General features: G+C 46.8%; 19 protein-coding genes. 7 read left to right on the top strand and 12 right to left on the bottom strand.

The window, feature by feature from the left end:
• Window positions 1-190 precede the first annotated feature (190 nt).
• The 3 genes from VNE01S_RS06670 to VNE01S_RS06660 form a co-directional block, all read right to left on the bottom strand.
• On the bottom strand, window positions 191-1,576 hold the full coding sequence (locus VNE01S_RS06670) for a TRAP transporter large permease (RefSeq protein WP_053394703.1): 1,386 nt from the start codon (window positions 1,574-1,576) through the stop codon (window positions 191-193).
• A complete protein-coding gene (locus VNE01S_RS06665) occupies window positions 1,563-2,105 on the bottom strand; it encodes a TRAP transporter small permease subunit (protein ID WP_053394704.1) in 543 nt (180 codons plus the stop codon). The genes VNE01S_RS06670 and VNE01S_RS06665 overlap by 14 nt, the downstream gene beginning before the upstream one ends.
• Window positions 2,106-2,167: 62 nt before the next feature.
• Complete coding sequence (locus VNE01S_RS06660; protein ID WP_053394705.1) at window positions 2,168-3,241, bottom strand: TRAP transporter substrate-binding protein; 1,074 nt, start codon at window positions 3,239-3,241, stop codon at window positions 2,168-2,170.
• Between the two features lie 212 nt (window positions 3,242-3,453).
• On the opposite strand from VNE01S_RS06660, the gene VNE01S_RS06655 reads away from it, so the two are divergent.
• From VNE01S_RS06655 to fabG, 5 genes are all read left to right on the top strand, one after another.
• Window positions 3,454-4,839, top strand: a complete 1,386-nt coding sequence (locus tag VNE01S_RS06655; protein WP_053394706.1) for a cache domain-containing protein — start codon at window positions 3,454-3,456, stop codon at window positions 4,837-4,839.
• Window positions 4,836-5,465 (top strand): response regulator, encoded by a 630-nt coding sequence (locus tag VNE01S_RS06650; RefSeq protein WP_053394707.1) that lies wholly within the window; start codon window positions 4,836-4,838, stop codon window positions 5,463-5,465. Before VNE01S_RS06655 ends, VNE01S_RS06650 begins: the two co-directional genes overlap by 4 nt.
• A complete protein-coding gene (locus tag VNE01S_RS06645) occupies window positions 5,465-6,412 on the top strand; it encodes a LysR family transcriptional regulator (protein ID WP_053394708.1) in 948 nt (315 codons plus the stop codon). Before VNE01S_RS06650 ends, VNE01S_RS06645 begins: the two co-directional genes overlap by 1 nt.
• A 131-nt stretch (window positions 6,413-6,543) precedes the next feature.
• Window positions 6,544-8,097 (top strand): acyl CoA:acetate/3-ketoacid CoA transferase, encoded by a 1,554-nt coding sequence (locus tag VNE01S_RS06640; RefSeq protein ID WP_053394709.1) that lies wholly within the window; start codon window positions 6,544-6,546, stop codon window positions 8,095-8,097.
• A 57-nt stretch (window positions 8,098-8,154) separates the two neighbouring features.
• Window positions 8,155-8,889, top strand: coding sequence for a 3-oxoacyl-ACP reductase FabG (gene fabG, locus VNE01S_RS06635; protein WP_053394710.1), 735 nt, complete (start codon window positions 8,155-8,157; stop codon window positions 8,887-8,889).
• Between the two features lie 76 nt (window positions 8,890-8,965).
• Here the strand turns inward: fabG and VNE01S_RS06630 are convergent, their stop codons facing one another.
• The 4 genes from VNE01S_RS06630 to tal form a co-directional block, all read right to left on the bottom strand.
• Window positions 8,966-9,283 carry a DUF1840 domain-containing protein gene (locus VNE01S_RS06630; RefSeq protein ID WP_053394711.1) on the bottom strand — a complete coding sequence of 106 codons (318 nt, stop codon included), beginning with the start codon at window positions 9,281-9,283 and terminating at the stop codon, window positions 8,966-8,968.
• A 32-nt stretch (window positions 9,284-9,315) separates the two neighbouring features.
• Window positions 9,316-9,957 carry a leucine efflux protein LeuE gene (leuE, locus tag VNE01S_RS06625; protein ID WP_053394712.1) on the bottom strand — a complete coding sequence of 214 codons (642 nt, stop codon included), beginning with the start codon at window positions 9,955-9,957 and terminating at the stop codon, window positions 9,316-9,318.
• 161 nt (window positions 9,958-10,118) lie between these two features.
• Window positions 10,119-12,110, bottom strand: coding sequence for a transketolase (gene tkt, locus VNE01S_RS06620; RefSeq protein WP_053394713.1), 1,992 nt, complete (start codon window positions 12,108-12,110; stop codon window positions 10,119-10,121).
• Window positions 12,111-12,192: 82 nt separating this feature from the next.
• Entirely contained in the window at window positions 12,193-13,143 is a 951-nt protein-coding gene (gene tal / locus VNE01S_RS06615) for a transaldolase (RefSeq protein ID WP_053394714.1), read from the bottom strand.
• Window positions 13,144-13,608: 465 nt separating this feature from the next.
• Here tal and VNE01S_RS06610 point away from each other — a divergent pair, with 465 nt between their 5' ends.
• Entirely contained in the window at window positions 13,609-14,613 is a 1,005-nt protein-coding gene (locus VNE01S_RS06610) for a sugar-binding transcriptional regulator (protein WP_053394715.1), read from the top strand.
• A gap of 51 nt (window positions 14,614-14,664) precedes the next feature.
• Here VNE01S_RS06610 and VNE01S_RS06605 read toward each other — a convergent pair whose 3' ends face one another.
• The 5 genes from VNE01S_RS06605 to moeA form a co-directional block, all read right to left on the bottom strand.
• A complete protein-coding gene (locus tag VNE01S_RS06605) occupies window positions 14,665-15,594 on the bottom strand; it encodes a universal stress protein (RefSeq protein ID WP_053394716.1) in 930 nt (309 codons plus the stop codon).
• 196 nt (window positions 15,595-15,790) lie between these two features.
• The gene (locus VNE01S_RS06600; RefSeq protein WP_053394717.1) at window positions 15,791-16,618 is read right to left on the bottom strand and encodes a sulfurtransferase; all 828 of its coding nucleotides are present in this window, start codon (window positions 16,616-16,618) and stop codon (window positions 15,791-15,793) included.
• Between the two features lie 17 nt (window positions 16,619-16,635).
• A complete protein-coding gene (locus tag VNE01S_RS06595; RefSeq protein WP_053394718.1) occupies window positions 16,636-16,944 on the bottom strand; it encodes a hypothetical protein in 309 nt (102 codons plus the stop codon).
• A 37-nt stretch (window positions 16,945-16,981) separates the two neighbouring features.
• On the bottom strand, window positions 16,982-17,740 hold the full coding sequence (moeB, locus tag VNE01S_RS06590) for a molybdopterin-synthase adenylyltransferase MoeB (RefSeq protein WP_053394719.1): 759 nt from the start codon (window positions 17,738-17,740) through the stop codon (window positions 16,982-16,984).
• Window positions 17,741-17,749: 9 nt separating this feature from the next.
• Window positions 17,750-18,985, bottom strand: a complete 1,236-nt coding sequence (gene moeA / locus VNE01S_RS06585) for a molybdopterin molybdotransferase MoeA (protein ID WP_053394720.1) — start codon at window positions 18,983-18,985, stop codon at window positions 17,750-17,752.
• Between the two features lie 179 nt (window positions 18,986-19,164).
• Between moeA and folE the strand changes: the two genes are divergently transcribed.
• A complete protein-coding gene (folE, locus tag VNE01S_RS06580) occupies window positions 19,165-19,818 on the top strand; it encodes a GTP cyclohydrolase I FolE (RefSeq protein WP_053394721.1) in 654 nt (217 codons plus the stop codon).
• Window positions 19,819-19,825 lie beyond the last annotated feature (7 nt).

Genomic DNA, 19,825 nt, shown 5'->3' with positions numbered 1-19,825 from the left:
GGATGCCCCTTTACTCAGTTCGTAATGACAAATTAAGGGACGAAACTTAAGAAACACTTAAGGAAAGCAAAATAATTGAAATTTGTTTAAGTCTAAGGGCTTACAAAGAGTGAGGGACGAAAGTACAGACAAAAGAAAAGACGAGCCATAACAGCTCGCCTTAAGTTTATGTCGATAGACTGGATTCAAACTAGCCGTACGCGACGCTAGGGAACCAGAGTACCAACTGTGGCCAAGCGACTAAGCAAACTAGCGCGATAAGCTGAATCAAAATGAATGGGATAACACCGCGGTAAATGTCTTTCAATGCGACACCTTCTGGACATACCCCTTTTAGATAAAACAGTGCAAAACCGACTGGCGGCGTTAAGAAACTGGTTTGCAGTGCCATGGCAACCAGCATCACGAACCACACTAGGCTTGGGTTATCTACCACGCCGTGACCGTCTAACTCGATGCCTAAACTTGAGATAACAGGTGCTAACAAGGGTAGGGCAATCAAGGTAATCTCTATCCAATCCAAGAAGAAGCCGAGGAAGAACACGATCATCAGAATAAACGCGATGATGCCGTAAGGTCCAAACGGTAGCCCACTTAGGAACGACTCAATCAGCTCATCACCACCCAGTTCGCGCAATACCAAAGCAAAACAGGATGCACCAAGGAATATCATAAAGATGTAGGCGGTGGTGCCGTATGAGGCCATCGCCACTTCCTTAATTACTTTGAAGTTGAGTCTTCTGTTGTACGCAGCCAGTAAAGTCGCTCCCATCGCGCCGATGCCAGACGCTTCTGTCGGTGTCGCAACGCCCGCGAAGATAGAACCCAGCACCACGAAGATAAGTATCACTGTTGGCGTAATGTCTTTAAATACTTGAAAGATCAAACCCCACTCAACAGGCTGAACATCTTCAGGTATGGGTGCTTTGCTTGGAGACATCTTACCGACAACTAATATGTAGGTGATGTAAAGAGCACCGAGCAACAAGCCTGGCATGATCGCCCCCATAAACAGATCACCAACCGAAAGCCCAAGCTGGTCAGCCATGATTACTAGCATGATAGACGGGGGTAACAAGATTCCTAACGTACCCGCAGATGCGACGGTGCCCAGCGCCAGCGGTAAGTGGTAGCCCTGACGCATCATACTCGGCAATGACATCACGGTGAGCAACACGACGGACGCGCCGATAATGCCAGTCGATGCGGCGAGAATAATACCGATCGCCATGACGGTAATCGCGAGACCGCCGTGGACTTTACCAAACAGTGCCTGCATCGAAGACATCAGTTTTTCGGCAATACCAGATTTATCGAGCATGTTGCCCATAAAGATAAACATCGGCAGCGCGACCAAAATCCAGTTATCCATGATTTTGTAGATGCGGTTTACGACCAGACCCATACTGGTGTAATCAAGCCCGGTAAAAGTATCCAGATACAAATCGGCAAAGTAACCGACTGCGCCAAATACCACGCCAATCCCGCCAAGTACGTAGGCCACAGGAATGCCGGTAAACAGCAGTAGGATAAACGAGCCAAACATGGCGATGACAATCCACTCATTTGGTTCCATGATTCGCTCCTTTGAAAATAACTTCCAATGTACGTAACACTCTAGCCAGCATTGACAGTAGCAAGAGGGCGAAACTTAACGGGATCACGCTCTTAATTAGCCAACGGAATGGCAAGCCAGACGGCGAGGCTGAACTCTCATTCACACGCCAAGATTCGTAGGCGAAGTCATAAGAATGCAGAATCACCACCACCACAAAAGGCATAGCAAGCAGCAGTAAGCCAAACAAATCAACGACGGCTTTAGTGCGCTCAGAAAACTTGTGGTAGAACAAATCAACACGCACGTGCAAGTTGGTGACTTGTGCGTAAGCGGTGCCGAACATAACCGCAGTCGCATACAGGTGCCATTGCAGCTCTTCTAGTGCAATTTGGCCGTTGGAAAACACCTTGCGTAGCACAACTTGTAAAATAATGACGCCAATCAGCAGAACATTGGTCCAAGCGAAGAACTTGCTGACTGAGGTAACGAACCTCTCTATGTGATCGTAGAGTGGGACGGTAGGGGTAGAGACGAGTACCTTGCTCATTGGTCACTCCTTATAACCCATGACCAGCGCTTAGGCTGGCCACAGGTCCAATTCACAGGGGGTTATTGAGTTTGTGTTGCGCGAGGTAAGAAACCATTTGCTTGCCACAATGCGTAACCTTTACGGAACTCAGATAGGTCTTGCCATACTTTGTCGAAGAATGGGTCTGCGGCTTTTTTCTCATCCACCACTTCTAACCAAGTCGTTTCGAATAGGTTGAGCATTTCTTCGTTCCAGTAACGAATTTCCACGCCGTTTTCTTTGGCTTTTTCCATCGCGGAGTACTGCATTGCTTCACCTTCAGCGATCGAGTAAGTCATCGTCGCCATACAGGTTGTTTCCACCGCGGATTGCTGCGTATCACTCATCTTGTTCCAAGTGTCTTTATTGATCAGCAATTCAAACACAGTTGATTGTTGGTGCCAGCCAGGGAAGTAGTTGTACTTAGCCACTTTGTGGAAGCCTAAACGTTGGTCGATGGCGGGTTGAGAGAACTCAGACGCGTCAATAGCGCCTTTCTCAAGTGCGCCAAATATTTCACCCCCCGGCAGTTGCACTGTACCTACGCCAAGTTTTTCCATCACAGAGGCACCAAGACCGAAGAAACGCATGTTGAGTCCCTTAAGATCTTCTGGCTTTTCGATTGGCTTTTTAAACCAGCCTGAGGTTTCTGGTGAAATGATTGCACACGGTAGGACTTTTACGTTGTAGCCGCCTTGGTCGTACATTTCTTGATAAAGTTTTAAACCGTTACCGAAATAAAGCCATGCCATGTATTCACCAGCCTCTGGGCCAAAAGGAACCGCAGAAAAGAGAGCCGAAGCTGGTAGTTTTCCTTGCCAGTAACCCGCTGTGGCGTAGCCTGAGTTCACTTTACCAGTGGATACCGCATCAAGAATCTCGGCAGGGTTAACCAACTTACCTGGCTCGTAAATCTTCATTTTGATCGTTCCGCCAGAGGTCGTGGTGATGTGGTCTGCATACCACTGAATCGGTGTACCAAGTGCTGGCAGGTGACTACCAAATGCAATCGGTGTCTTCAGCAGAACTTTTTTGTCTGCTGCATGAGCACTGAGCGACATACCTGTCATAGCGAGTGTCATTGCCGATGCGATTGCAACTTTCTTGAAGTTCATAACCTTCTCCTTGTTAGGCTCTAATCTTGTCGATATCAAGAAATGTGAACATTGAGTAGCAACTTGTGTTAATGCAATGTTACATTTGAACCTAAGTTTAGAGAGGAGAAGGATGACTCTCTATTGTTGAAATTGCGCAAATTTTGTCGGTATTTCATGCGGTTTTCCACATAAAATGTCAGTAAAACTACGTACTGGTTCGGGAAGAATATATGGGCTTTGTGAGTAACAGGCGATTAACAATCAACATCATTTTGCTTTCGATCGTGCCCTTGATTGTGGTCGTGGTTATTGTGGCAGGAATCCTATTTAGCCAAGCAAAACAATTAGTTGAAGACCAAGTTCAACTGACACGCAGCAATATACTCGCGGCGAAAAAACAAGAATTGAAGCAGTACGTAGAAATGGCAGTGAAAAGCATCGAGCCTTACTACCTAGATGAGTCACTTTCTACCGAACAAGCGCAGCAAATAGTTGCGGAAAAGTTGAGTCAGCTCACGTACGGAAGCGACGGATACTTTTTTGCATACACTTGGGATGGCGACGCATTGGTATTGCCATATCAACCAGAGCGCATAGGTCGAAATTGGTGGGAAGTCGAAGACGTACGCGGGAAAAAACTGCTGCAAGAGCTGATTCGCGTTGGCCGCGAAGGTGGCGGTTTTGTCGACTATCTATGGCATAAGCCGTCAATGAAAGAGCCGTTACCTAAACTAAGTTACGCGGTGTCTTTAGATAAGTGGCAATGGATGGTTGGTACAGGCGTTTATTTAGACGACATTGAACGTCAGGTTTCTCACATGGAGAACGGTTACGACCAAAACGTGGGCAAAACCAGCAGTGCGTTATTTGTGGTGATGTTTCTGTCGGTCTCAGTCATTGCGGCGTTGGGCGCGTCGTTAAACCTCAATGTTCGCAGGCTGGCGAATGAACAACTCAGCGTCCTCAATCAACAAATCATCGACTCACAAGAGAATGAAAGACAGCGCGTATCGCGTGAGTTACATGACGGGGTAAACCAGCTATTGGTGGCGGCGAAGTACCGCCTCGATAATGTCGACAAAGAACAAAACCAAGACGAGAAGACCAAAGAGCTCAACGCAAGTAAGAACGCGATGGAGCAAGCGATTGTCGAGTTGCGTCGAATCTCACGTGATTTACGACCACCGCAATTGGATGACTTGGGGCTGGTGGCTGGGATTGAAGCCTACATCAACGACCTGCGCCAGCGTACGCAATTAGAGCTGGTGTTTGAACATGATATCGATGGGGTGGAAATGCTTCCCGAAGTGGAAACGACCTTATATCGAGTAGTGCAGGAATCGCTGCACAACGTTGAAAAACACGCGAATGCCCAAGGCGTCGACGTGATCATGCAGCGAGAAGGTAGATTGTTGATCCTAACAATTAGTGATGACGGCGTGGGCATTCCTGCCAAACAACTAAAGTCTGGTAAACACAACCCAGCTACACTGGAACATATGGGATTACAGAACATGAAAGAGCGCATTCAAGCAATTGGGGGCACTTTTACTGTATCCAGCACGCAAGGAGAAGGTACGGAAGTACGCGTGAGTTTAAACATGGAGCTAATATGATCAAATTGGTACTGGCAGATGACCATCGTCTGATGCAAGACGGACTCAAATCCCGACTCGAACGTGAGGATAACCTCGATATCTTATCTTGTGTCGGAACGGGGACTGAAGCGCTACAAGCCACATTAACCTTAAAGCCGGATGTACTGTTACTCGATATCAATATGCCGAACCTGAACGGCATTGAGGTACTGGAGAAACTTGCCGCGTCTAAATCCGAGACTGCGGTGATCATGCTGTCGATGCACGATAGCAAAGACTACGTCGTCCGCTCTGTCAAAGCCGGTGCAAAAGGCTACGTGTTAAAAGATGTGGGCTCCGAAGAGCTGGTGATGGCGATTAACCAGGTTGCGCAAGGCCGTTCTTACCTTTGTCCTCAGGCTTCGGATCGATTGCTGGAACAAATCAATGAAAAGCCAGAGACAAAAGATGACACACTCTCAAAGCGTGAATCGGACGTATTGAAAGAGATCGTCAATGGTTCTTGTAACAAAGACATCGCCGACGCGCTGCATATTAGTGTCCGCACGGTGGAAACGCATCGACTACGTATCAAAAAGAAGCTTGGTGCCAATTCCACCGCTGCGCTGGTTAAGTTGGCGTTAGAAAAGGGTTTGGTGAGCTAATGTCGCAAAATCTTCTCTCTAGTCGTCAACCAATACTCGATAAGATCGTCTTCTTTTGTGCGGTGCTCAGAGCGGGCTCGTTTCGTGAAGCGGCCGAGACACAAGGCATTTCAGCTGCGGCTGGGAGTCGTTGGGTCAAAGAACTAGAAGAGACCTTGTCGGTAGAACTTATCAAGCGCAGTACAAGACAACTTGTAGCCACGCAAGCCGGGCAGTTGTTGTACGAACGGTTCTCTCCGCTACTGCCAGACATCAATAACCTTGTTGAGCAAGTGCAGAACTTAGCGGAAGAACAACAAGGGGAGATTCGCCTTTCGTCGACGCCATTGTTTGCGCGTCAATATCTGACGAAGATTGTCGCAGAATATATGGACTTGCACCCACAGGTGAACTTTCGCATCTTCATTGAGGCGGGAGAGTTTGACCCGCTAACGATTGATTTCGCGTTTCGCGCCAGTGCCAGTTACGAAGGTGAACATTCGCCAGACTCGCTTCTAGTGCGCAAACGCCTATTAAGAGAACCGCTCTACCTCTGTGCTGCGCCTAAGTATCTCGCAGAATATGGTATGCCAGATACGCCCAAAGCGCTCAGTGAGCACCGGTGTTTGTATGCTCGAACGCTACTGGGCGGCAACCGTTGGTGTTTTGAGCAAAGTGGTGAACAAGAGATAGTCACCATCCAAGATACGCTTGAGTGTGACAACAGCGAAATGCTGCTCGATCTAGCGATGGAAAGCGCTGGTGTCGCTTACCTTCCTCATTCACTGGTTTACCAACACATTGAACACGGTGATTTAGTCCAGATTATGGATAGCTATCAATGTGCCAGTTTCGATATTGATATGTTCTATCGGCCACGCACGCCAATGCCAGAGCGCTGCAACGGCTTTAAACGCTACTTGATTCAGCGAGTTGAAGAGCTCAACAGTCAACACGCTCAGTCGTAATAGGCGGAACTACTCGCTTATTAATAAAGCGTTGAATAATTGCAAATATGAAATTCACAATCTCTATTTGTGCAATTAACAAATGCGTAACCAGCGTCTAATCTGAGATTCATTACTAAGGAAGGTGAATCGTGGTTACAAAATTAACGCCAGAGCAGGCCGCGCAATGGATTCAAGACGGCCAATCAGTATTACTCGGTGGTTTTATCGGCAGTGTCGTACCAGAAGCGATTGAACGTGCGATTGGTGAGCGCTTCGAACATTCAGGCTCACCTAAGGATCTCACGCTGCTTTTCGCTGCAGGGCAAGGCGATGGAAAAAGCCGAGCGATTAACCATCTTGCACAACAAGGCTTGGTTAAGCGTGCCATTGGCGGTCACTGGGGGTTAGTCCCTAAGTTGCAGCAGTTGGCCGTTGATAACTTGATCGAAGCTTACAATCTACCGCAAGGCATCATATCTCACTTGTTGCGCGACACCGCAGCAGGCAAACCGGGAACCATCAGTAAAGTGGGACTTGGGACATTTGTCGACCCGCGCATTGAAGGTGGCAAGATCAATAGCATTACTCAGCGTGATTGGGTTGAAGTTGTCAACCTTGCGGGTGAAGAATACCTTTTCTATCACAAGCTGCCCCTTGATGTTGCGATTATCCGTGGCACTACCGCCGATGAAAACGGCAATATCACCATGGAAGACGAGTGCTTGATTGTTGAAAGCCTTGCGGCGGCACAAGCGGCAAGGAACAACAATGGTAAGGTCATCGTGCAGGTTAAACGCGTGGTGGAAGCTGGAATGCTTGATCCCCACGCGGTAAAAATACCCGGAATATTTGTTGATGCGGTCGTGGTGTGTGAAGACCCGAACGAACACATGCAGACATTTGCCAGCATGATGAATCCTGAGTTTGTTGGCAAAGGGCAAAGAAAATCTCTTCACGTTGAGGAAGAGAAAAGCTCGCTGGATGCCAAAACTATTATCGCTCGACGCGCTGCGATGGAACTCAAAGCGAACTCTATTCTTAACCTTGGTATCGGTGCTCCGGAATACATCGCCAAGGTCGCCCAACAAGCCGGGATACTCGATAGTTTTACCCTAACGGTTGAGCCCGGCGCGGTAGGCGGAACTCCGGCGAGTGGCTTGGATTTCGGCGCATCTCGTTTCCCTGACGCCATAATTAGCCAAGACCAGATGTTTGATTTCTATGATGGCGGTGGTATCGATCAAGCGTTCTTGGGCTTAGCGCAATGCGATGTGAACGGAGACATCAATGTCTCGCGTTTCGGCAGCAAGATCGCCGGATGTGGTGGGTTTATCAATATTACCCAGAACGCAAAAGAGGTGTATTTCTGCGGCACGTTTACCGCTAAGGGACTTGCGGTAGTTGCAGAAGCTGGCGAGTTAGTGATTGAAAATGAGGGTGCGCAACACAAGTTCATCCAACAAGTCGAACAAATCACTTTTAGTGCCGCTCAAGCGCTCAAGAATAACAAGCCCGTCCTTTACATTACCGAACGCGCCGTCTTCCGTTTAACAGATCAAGGATTGGAACTGATAGAAATCGCGCCGGGCATAGACCTTACCGAAGACGTACTGAATCAAATGTCATTTCAACCTAAAGTCAGCGCGAATCTCACTCTAATGGATCGCAGTATTTTTGAAGCTGAATTTAAGCTGGCTTTGTAGGGCAGCCCTAGCAACAACAAAACAAATAACAAAACGAATAGTCACAGGGAAATCACTATGTTTGAGAACAAAGTTTGTATCGTTACCGGAGCAGCGCAAGGAATTGGTAAAGCTGTGGTTGAGCGATTTGCCAATCAGGGAGCCACAGCTGTGTATGCGCTCGACATGAACCAACACGCCTTGGCGATTGCTTTCCCACCATCGGAAGTCATTAAGCCTGTTACGATTAATATATGTGACCGTGTCACAATTCAGGCGTTAATCGAAGAGATCAAAGCGGTACACGGCCGAGTTGATGTGCTGGTTAACAATGCAGGGATTACCCGAGACGCCCTCATCGATAAGATGACAGAGCAAGATTGGGATATGGTCATCGATGTAAACCTCAAAGGTGTGTTTAATCTCACTCAAGCCGTTGCGCCGTTGATGATGGAGAACAACAGCGGTTCAATCGTTACCATGTCTTCCGTTGTCGGCACAGACGGCAATATCGGCCAGACCAACTACGCAGCAACAAAAGGTGGTGTTATTGCCATGACTAAAAGTTGGGCGAAGGAGTTTGCGCGTAAAGGCGCTCAGGTGAGGGCAAACTGCGTCGCTCCCGGCTTTATCGAAACACCAATGACAGCGGATCTACCAGAAAAAGTACTGGCGATGATGAGAGACAAAACGCCGTTAGGACGTATGGGAACCACTGATGATATTGCGAATGGAGTGGAGTTTCTTGCCAACGATAAGTCGAGCTTTATCACCGGGCAAGTGCTGAAAATTGACGGTGGGTTGGTGCTTTAGTTAGGTGTTTATGGAGGGAGCTTTACAAGCACCGCATACATTTAAGTACAAGGTGCTTGGTGTTGGGATAGTGGAATTATGCTTCTTCCCACATAACATTACTTTCGTCTTTTATGGCCGCATTTAAAAGTTCAATCAGCGGTATAGCTCTGTTCACTATACTCACTGGTGGGTCAACGTACTCGTCATCATCTTCTTCATCAAGGTCCACAGGTTGAGCTTTTTGTTTCTCCAATTCGATAGCGGCATTGAGCTGGTCCAGTGCCTGAGGAACATCTTCAGCCAAAAGCGCACCAGGAACGGCTGCACTGTGCCCCATCATTTTCAATATTTGCACCGCCACATCACCAAACATGGTTATGTGGTGAGATTGGCTGCGAAAGGTAACTAACATATCCAAGGCCTCATATTATCCATCGAATTCAATTAACTCAGGCTCGCTAGTCTTGCAGCGAAACCCATAAAGAACAAACCTAACAAGCCATTTCCCAGCTTGGCAAGCAGCTGATTATTTTTAAACAGTTGCGTGAGAGAGGTTCCTACAAATATTAGAACACTTAAGTACACAATACTGAATACCTCTAAGATACCAGCCAGGATAAGGTAGGAAATCCAAGTGTGTTCGTAGGTGTAATCAATAAACTGAATAAAAAATGAAACGTAAAAAAGAATCGCTTTCGGGTTGGTTAGACTCAGTGTCAGTGCTTTCGCAAATACGTTTTCGACTTTTTGCGGTCGTGTGATACCTGCGTCTTCGTCTTTGCGCTTGGACCAATATTCATGAAGGATTTTCAAACCGAGGTAGAGTAGGTATGCCGCGCCAAGGTAACGGATAATCGTAAAGAGCACTGGCGAAGTTTGAATCAGTGATGCCACGCCCAAGTAGGAGAGCAGGATTAAAATCGCATCGCCAACCAGTACGCCCATCGCTGCTTTGTAGCCAGTTTTAATGCCGAAGGAAGAGCCGGACTTGAGCACGTAGATAGAATTGGGTCCCGGTGCGATGATAATCATCAGCAGCCCCAATAAATACGTCCAAATATTGATAACACCAAACGTTTCTAACATGCATTCCCTCGCAAAAACCAATTTGTAACTAAAGATGTATAACGTAAAGCGCAGTTAAAGTCTATTGAAGAGTTTCAGTGTTTTAGGTTGTTGTTTTCTCTCAGATATGAAAAAGCCCCACCTATTTTAGGCAGGGCTTTGATTTCATTACTATGCGTTGATTATGCTAGCAATTCTTTCGCTGTGTTTACTACGTTTTCAGTAGTGAAACCGAACATCTTGAACAGTTCGCCTGCTGGTGCAGATTCACCGAATGAAGTCATGCCGATGATCTTGCCGCCGAAACCAACGTACTTGTACCAGAAGTCTGCGATGCCTGCTTCGATAGCGATACGAGCTGTTACGTCTGATGGAAGTACAGCTTCACGGTAAGCCGCGTCTTGCTTGTCGAATGCATCTGTTGATGGCATTGAAACAACGCGTACTTTCTTACCTTCTGCAGTTAGCTGTGCTGCTGCTTCTACTGCTAGCTCAACTTCAGAACCTGTTGCGATAAGGATAAGCTCTGGCTTGCCTTCGCAATCTTTCAGGATGTAACCACCTTTCGCGATGTTTGCTAGTTGCTCCGCATCACGCTCTTGTTGCGCTAGGTTTTGACGCGAGAAGATAAGTGCTGTTGGTGCATCTTTACGTTCAATCGCTAGTTTCCAAGCCACTGCAGACTCAACCTGGTCACATGGACGCCATGTGCTCATGTTTGGAGTTAGACGTAGAGACGCCATTTGCTCAACTGGTTGGTGAGTTGGGCCATCTTCGCCAAGACCGATAGAGTCGTGCGTGTACACTTGGATGTTCTGAATCTTCATCAGAGCAGCCATACGCATCGCGTTACGTGCGTATTCCATGAACATTAGGAATGTTGCGCCGTAAGGAACGAAACCACCGTGTAGCGCGATACCGTTCATGATCGCCGTCATACCAAATTCACGTACACCGTAGTGGATGTAGTTGCCAGAGAAGTCCGTTGCTTCTAGAGACTTAGAACCAGACCACATTGTCAGGTTAGAAGGCGCTAGGTCAGCAGAGCCGCCCATGAATTCAGGTAGTAGAGCACCAAATGCTTCTAGCGCGTTTTGAGATGCTTTACGTGATGCGATGTTTGCTGGGTTTGCTTGAAGATCAGCAATGATTTGGCTTGCTTTCTCTTCCCACTGTGCTGGTAGCTCACCGTTTACGCGGCGTTTGAATTCAGCTGCCAGCTCAGGGTACGCTGCTTCATAAGCTGCAAATTTCTCGTCCCACGCTGCTTCCTTAGCTGCGCCTGTTTCTTTCGCTGACCACTCTGCGTAAACTTCTTGCGGAATTTCAAAAGGACCGTGCTCCCAACCTAGTTCTTTGCGTGTTGCTGCGATTTCTTCTGCACCTAGTGGTGCGCCGTGACAGTCGTGTGAACCAGACTTGTTAGGAGAACCGAAACCGATGATTGTCTTAGTACAGATAAGAGTAGGGCGTGGGTCTGCTTTCGCCGCTTCGATTGCTGCGTTGATCGCTTCAGGATCGTGACCGTCTACTGCTGGGATAACATGCCAACCGTACGCTTCAAAACGCTTAGGCGTATCGTCAGAGAACCAACCTTCAACGTGACCATCGATAGAGATGCCGTTGTCATCCCAGAATGCGATCAGTTTACCTAGGCCTAAAGTACCTGCTAGAGAGCATGCCTCGTGCGAGATACCTTCCATCAAACAGCCGTCGCCCATGAACACGTACGTGAAGTGGTCAACGATGTCGTGGCCTTCTTTGTTGAACTGAGCCGCTAGTGCTTTCTCTGCCATAGCCATACCAACAGCGTTGGTGATGCCTTGACCTAGAGGACCAGTCGTAGTCTCGATACCCGGCGCGTAACCGTACTCTGGGTGACCCGGAGTCTTAGAGTGAAGTTGACGGAAGTTTTTCAGATCGTCGATTGAAAGCTCGTAGCCTGCTAGGTGCAATAGAGAGTAGATCAGCATTGAGCCGTGACCGTTAGACAGTACGAAACGGTCGCGGTCTGCCCACTCTGGGTTAGATGGGTTGTGGTTTAGGTGAGAACGCCAAAGAACTTCAGCGATGTCAGCCATACCCATAGGTGCACCTGGGTGACCAGAATTTGCTTGTTGTACACCATCCATGCTTAGCGCACGGATTGCATTAGCGAGATGTTTACGATCCATAATAATTACCGAATGTGTTTAATTCTAGGAAAGGGATATTAAGAGGGGAACGCAAACGTTCCCCTTTTTTAATTCTGTGTGATTACAGCTTAGCTGCGATCATGTCTTCTAGTTTGCCTTGGTCAATCGCGAAGTTGCGGATACCTTCAGCCAGCTTTTCAACCGCCATTGGGTCTTGGTTGTGGTCCCATAGGAACTCAGAGTGAGTCATAGGAGCAGGACGCTCAGCTGCGCCTTTAGAGTCAACCAGTTTCTCAACCACTTCGCCTTCAGCCGCTTCTAGCTCAGCAAGTAGAGCAGGAGCGATAGTTAGACGGTCACAGCCAGCTAGCTCTAGGATTTCACCGATGTTACGGAAGCTTGCGCCCATAACAACTGTGTTGTAGCCGTACTCTTTGTAGTAGTTGTAGATCTTAGATACAGACAGTACACCTGGATCTTCTGAAGCTTCAAAGTCACGACCTTCTTTCGCCTTGTACCAGTCCATGATGCGACCAACGAATGGAGAAATTAGGAATACGCCAGCTTCAGCACAAGCACGCGCTTGAGCGAATGAGAATAGAAGAGTCAGGTTACAGTTGATGCCTTCTTTCTCTAGGATTTCCGCTGCGCGAATGCCTTCCCAAGTAGATGCTAGTTTGATAAGGATGCGGTCGTTAGTGATGCCTGCATCGTTGTACATTTTCACTAGCTGACGAGCTTTTGCTACGCTGCCTTCCATGTCGTAAGAAAGACGTGCGTCAACTTCTGTAGAGATACGACCTGGGATAGTTTTTAGGATTTCTTTACCGATGTTTACCGCAAGCATGTCACAAGTGTCTTGAACTTGTTGAGCTTTGTCGTTGCTCTGCGCTTTTGCGTATTCGATAGATGCATCGATTAGTGGTGCGTACTCTTCGATTTGAGCCGCTTTTAGGATAAGAGAAGGGTTCGTCGTTGCGTCTTCTGGTTGGTATTTTTTGATTGCGTCGATTTCACCGGTGTCAGCTACTACAGTCGTTAGTTTACGAAGTTGCTCTAGTTTGTTGCTCATTTCGATCATCCTATTTCATGGGGCTCATACTTTACGGGAAGTATGAAGAGTGCATTTGCAAGCGTGTTAACCAATAGATTCATTATTGCACCTATCCGCCAACTTTTAACTTTTCAGCCTTAGAACAATTGTTGTGAACATTTGTTCTAATGTTGAGTAAATGATGGGTCCATAATTATCTGATCTTGCCTGAAAGTCAATTGCCAAATTAGGGTTAAAGTGACATTCATCAACTATTTTTTCTTTCAAAGTTTGTGCTGGCGCGAAATAAACGTTTGCTTAGGTATCGTGCGGCTTACAGGCGAATTGGCCTGTCCGAATTTTATGCTGAGAATTTGTTTTTGTGATGAGCAAATGTTGAAGTCATGTAGGGGTGTGACATATGCTACGAATGTGAGCACTTGTAATGGTGCGAAGTATTTATCCTATTAATATGGATATCATCCAAAGCGAGTCTGTTTGAATATGAGTAAATTGATTAACGATGTGTCTGATGAGAGTACTGATCTTCTGACTGAAATTTCGGTTGCCTACTACCAAGATGGGGCAACTCAAGAGGAGATCTCTAAAAAGTTTTCTGTTTCACGCGCAAAAGTTGGCAGGATGCTCAAACAAGCCAGGGATGAAGGCATTGTAGAAATCACCGTTAAATATCACCCGGTATTTAGCGCGAAGATCGAACAGAGACTGATCGAGCGCTTCGGTGTTAAGCGAGCGTTAGTCGCATTAGATCAACCCAGTGAAGAGCAGCAAAGATTGCAAGTGGCTGGCTTAGTATCCAAATACATGGCGAGTACACTACAAAATGGCACTGTTGTAACGGTTGGGCAGGGACGTAATGTGTCAGCGGTCGCGCACCATACAGGCGTAATACCTCAAAGAGACGTTAAGTTTGTCTGTGGTATTGGCGGTATTCACCCTCGTGGCGGTATGTTCAATGCCGATCACATTTGCCGACAATTTGCCAAAAGCTATGGCGGTTCATCGGAAACACTATACGCGCCTGCCTATGCTGAAAACCGTGAACAGAAGCTTGCGTTCATGCAAAATGCGACGGTAAAGCAAACTTTAGACCTCGCGCGTAAAGCCGATGTGGCACTGGTTGGTATTGGAGATATGAGTGAAAACAGCTACATGGTTGACCTAGGATGGTTTACCGCAGAAGAGGTGGTTCAATCGCGCATGATGCAAGGCGTAGTCGGTGATTTTGCTGGGTATGATTTCTTCGATATACACGGTGTTGCAGCGAAAACCGTCATGAGTGATCGAGTGATTGGGTTGGGTATCGACGAGTTCCGCTCAGTGTCGGAAGTAATTGCCATTGCCGCTGAAAATAGCAAACCACTTGCACTGTTGGGGGCATTAAGGACAGGCGCTATCGATGTAATTGCCACCAGCGTAAGTAACGCACTAACGGTACTTAACCTTGACGAGCAAATGCATGACGCACAAGTAAACTCAACTACATAAAAGCCGCAAATCCAAGCCATAACGACTCAAGCGTTGTTATGGCTTATCAGTTTAGATGAGGGATTTAAAGCTATCGGGCTTCATTGTTATCACTGAGCAGTTCAACTGATTGATCATTGACTCCGCTGTGTTTCCCATCACGAATCCTGAGATGCCTGTGCGCGACATAGAGCCAAGGATCACTAAGTCTATACCATTATCGCTAACGTATTGTGGAAGCACTTGTCGTGTTTCTCCTTCCAACAACTCAACTTGCATTGGCACTGAACTTTTCTCGTGGGGAGCCAATAATACTTTGAGCCGCTCCATCCGTTCTTGTCGCATTTTTTGCGAAAGTAGGGCGATATCAATGTCTTTATAGCCACTCCAGTCTCTTAAAAATCCCTCAGACTCTAATTTCCACACATGGCAAAACGTAAGGCTGGCATTTATTGAAGCGCAGAACTCATGCGCGAGAGCAATCAGTTTCTTGTTGAAGTCTTGATAATCTTGATTAGTTAGGTCGATTGCCGCGACGACATTTTTTATCGGCGCTGAGTGAGTGGCGATTGACCAAATAGGGGTTTCAGATTTGCGCATCAAATTCAGCGTATTACTCCCTCGCTGGCAGGCCTCTTCTCTATCTTCTCTATGAGAGTCAATAATGACCATGGACGATTGAGATTCGTTAGCCTCTTTAATGATCTCAATATACGGAATGCCTACGCGTACCTTAACTAAAAATGTTATCTGCGGATATTGCTTGGTAAGGGTTTGTACATGATCTTCCATGGCTTGATGATAAAACTCCGTCGCTTTATCAAGAATATCTAGTGCTGTCCCTGATATATGGTAGATGTCTTTAAACTCGGCTAACTCTTTAATCACTACCAACAAAGTAACATGAGCAGACTGTTGATTAGCGAATACAAACGCTTGGTGTAGGGCTTGGTTGACCTCTTGCTCAGGCGCAATGGGTACAAGGAGTTTCGTGAAAGCCATGTAACCTCCTGCAATCTAGTAACAATGGGATTATCTTAATTAACTATAGGAAAGAGTTAGGGAAATACCATCAATAGAAGTGGGTTCGCAGAAGTTAATATCACGAAATAAGCTATTGAGTAATAGATAGGAGAGGTGGGCGAACTCCCAGCCCGCTAACTTAAAGAGCGAGGTGGGAGCCTTTATCAAGCTTAGGTTACTCTATTGGTAGGTTGCTATTGCCTCCCCATTCCGTCCACGACCCATCGTAAACGGCAAGGTTCTCGTAGCCACAGGTGTGCGCTGCCAAAAGAATAATACACGCCGTTACACCAGAACCACAGCTAAATAGGTATTGTTCTTTGTCTGTCGGTAGAACGGGAGATAACTCTTCTTTCAGTTCTTCGGGTGCTTTTATTCGGTACTTGTCCATGACATGGGCAAAGGGTAAACAAACCGAGTTTGGTATGTGACCGCTGCGAATGCCAGCTCTTGGTTCTGGCACTTCAGCATTAAAACGTTGGTGAGATCGTGCGTCAACCGTTAGGCTGCTTGGCTCATTGATTTGCATGTTCACGTAAGATGCATCGACGAAATAGTTAGGGTTGAGAGTGCCCTGAAAATTCCCTTCTCGAGTAACCTCTTTGTAATTCTGCGCGACTGGGTACCCTTGCTCTTTCCAGGCAGTTAAGCCACCGTTCAGAACATAAACCTCTTTGTGTCCCATAGCTTTGAACATCCACCATGCGCGAGGGGATGCAAATGTCCCGCTGTTATCGTAAACCACAATTACAGATTCGTTGTTAAGGCCGATCTGTTGAGCAAGCCGATTAAAGCGCGCTTCAGAAGGCATCATATGAGGAAGCTTAGAATCGGGGTCGCAAAAAACATGGTCATAATCAAATCGGATTGATCCAGGAATGACGTTTTCTTGGTCTTTCTCTGTTTCTGATGGGATCTGGAACGTGATGCTGGCATCTAAAATAACAAGATTTGAATTGGTCGCTTGAGTGTTAAGCCATTGAGGGGTTACCAGAGGTGACATAAACCATTCCTTTTCATTTAGTTATTGGAACAACTGACAAATTTATACGACATTGTTTTTTGAGTCAGCCCTTGTTCCTCTTTGAAAGCAACGCGGTAGCCTTTAGGGCAGTTAGCGTTTACAGGGGATTGAATCAGTATTAACTCGTTAGTTTGAGTGCGTACGGACAGGTAGCGGCGATGTCCATCGAGAGATTGAGTCTCGGTTTGAGAAACAACAAACCCAACTTGAGTATCGCTACGATTTGTAGGTTGAAAATAGAGTAGCAGAATCAGCACGATCAAGCTGGTAAAAAAGGTGGCGAGATATATCTTAGTATTACTCATTAATATCAAAGACCCTCAACCACCCTTACACACTAAGTTAAGAGTTGGAACCGCACACAGGGCAAGTTGGCATCTTCATCAGGTTCATCTCACGCCATGACATGGTTAGAGCATCCAGAATCAGAATCTTGCCTTGCTTAGGTTTCCCATAGCTTGCAATCACCTTGATGGCTTCCATTGCTTGTACCGCACCAATAATGCCAACTACAGGCGCCATCACGCCCGCTTCAACACAGCTTAATGCGCCACTGCCGAAAAGAGCACTTAAGCATTGGTAACAAGGCTGTGACTCGTCTTGGTAAGTGAAGACACTTACTTGTCCTTCCATACGAATTGCAGCGCCAGAGACAAGCGGCTTTTTAAGCGTGTAGCAAAGGCGGTTTAACTGGTTTCGAGTTTCGACGTTGTCAGAGGCGTCTAACACTAAAGTGTGATCAGCGATAAGCGTTTTCAGGTCATCATCATTCAAGCGTTTATCGATGGTGCGCACTTCAAGGTATGGGTTTAATTGCTTTAGTGATTGCGCTGCCGAATCCACTTTACGTTTGCCAATGTCAGCATCATGATGCAGCACTTGTCGCTGCAAATTAGATAGCTCGACAACATCATCATCAATCAACGTCAGCGCGCCCACGCCAGCAGTAGCAAGGTATTGGGTTGACGCGCAACCCAAACCACCTGCGCCGAGTACTAGGATAGAGCTCTGTTTCAGTGCTTCTTGGCCTTCAAAATCAAACTGCTTAAGAATAATTTGACGGTTATAGCGAAGCATCTCTTGATCAGACAGGATCTCCAAAGTTAACTCCTAGTACAGTGTTGAGTTAAATAACTGGATATTGACGGTTTCGCCGACTTCTACGCGCCCACGTTCGCGTTCAAGCACGACAAAACAGTTGGCCAAGCTCATGGAACGGAATGCACCAGAGCTTTGGTTGCCCGTGGTTTCAACCACAAATTTGCCGTCTTCGATAGTGTAAATACCGCGTTGGTAATCGGTTCGTCCTGGTGCTTTCTTGAATGCTGTTTTGGTTGTTGCCGGAATGGATTCTGGTGCTTTCCATTCGGTGTGACCCGACAGTTTCGCCAGCATCGGCTGAACAAGTACGTACATAGTTAGCACGGCGGAGACAGGGTTACCCGGCAAGCCGCAGAACCAAGCTGTAGAAAGCTTGCCAAACGCAAAAGGCTTGCCTGGTTTGATCGCCAGTTTCCAAAAACCAATTTCACCTAGCTCTTCCAAAATGTCTTTGGTGTAGTCGGCTTCGCCAACGCTTACGCCGCCCGATGTTACCACTACATCTGCCAGCGATTGTGCTTGCTCAAATGTCGCTTTCAGCGTTTCAGGACAGTCTGGAATAATGCCGAGGTCGATTGGTTCACAACCGAAGTTTTCAATCAGCGGTTTAATGCCGTAGCGGTTGCTGTCGTAGATTTGACCTTCGGCCAAAGGTTGGCCCAATGGTTTAAGTTCATCACCAGTAGAGAAGAATGCCACGCGAGGTTTACGCACAACCGTTACATGACTAACGCCCAATGTCGCAATCATTGGAATATCACGAGAGGTTAGGCGAGCGCCTTTTGGTAGCACGATATCGCCTTGACGAATATCGTCACCCGTAGGGCGAATGTTGTTTTGTGGTTTTACTTCAGTTTGCGTGAAAGTAACACCTTGCTCAGTGACTTCGGTGTTTTCCTGCATGATGACCGCGTCGCAACCGTCAGGGATTTTTGCACCTGTCATAATACGTACGCAGCTACCTTGCGGCCATTCGCCCTCAAAAGGTTGGCCTGCGAAAGATTTGCCTGCGACAGGCATCGTGTTGTTCTTTTCAAGGTCCGCAATGCGGATGGCGTAACCGTCCATCGCAGAGTTATCGAAGGGCGGTACGAAAATGGGAGAGAGAATGTCTTCAGCTAAGACGTATCCAATCGCTTCAGCAAGAGGTAACTGTAATGTGGTTTGAATTGGTTTAATACGCGATAGCATGTTCTCCATCGCATCTTCAAGTGGCATTAAGCCCGGCGCATCACAACAGCCCATAACAAAATCCTAAGTGCTTATAATAATTTGTTTTGGTCACTCTACCACAGAATTAATAATGGCAATAATGACCCCCTATAAAATATGGGTGTAATTATTCAAAAATCCGAGTATCCTTGTCTGCCATCCTAAAGGGGTAATCTCGTATTGGGATTCTTGACGAATTAAGAGGAAGTGGAATGTCAGGTCTTAGCGAATCAGCAATGTTGGTAAAAGATGCGCTAGAACGTCGAGGATTAGAGACGCCAATGGTGCCTAATCAGTTCAGCAGAGAAGAGAAAAAAGAAAAGATTCAGTATCATATGCGTGAAATCTTATCTCTGTTAGAGCTAGACCTCACTGATGATAGCCTTGAAGAAACACCGCATCGCATTGCAAAAATGTATGTGGACGAAATTTTCTCTGGTTTAGACTATTCAAATTTCCCTAAGATCACTGTCATCGAAAATAAGATGGATGTGAGTGAAATGGTACGAGTGAAAGACATTACCGTCACCAGCACTTGCGAGCATCACTTAGTGACTATCGATGGCCGTGCCGCAGTTGCTTACATTCCACGTGGTAAGATCATCGGGCTTTCTAAGATCAACCGTATCGTTCGTTTCTTTGCCCAGCGCCCTCAAGTGCAAGAGCGTATGACGCAGCAAATTTTGGTTGCGTTGCAAACGTTGCTGGAATCGGACGATGTTGCGGTAACGATTGATGCTACACACTACTGCGTGAAATCCCGTGGAGTCATGGACGCAACCAGCGAAACCACAACCACAGCTTTAGGTGGTATTTTTAAGTCCAATTCGGCAACCAGACATGAGTTTCTGCACGGAATCCGTTAACGAGCCG

Origin of the sequence: Vibrio nereis NBRC 15637 (genome assembly GCF_001591105.1) — a bacterium.
GTDB lineage: Bacteria > Pseudomonadota > Gammaproteobacteria > Enterobacterales > Vibrionaceae > Vibrio > Vibrio nereis.
The sequence above is the reverse complement of the archived record's forward strand: the minus strand, read 5'-3'. Positions and strand labels throughout refer to the sequence as shown.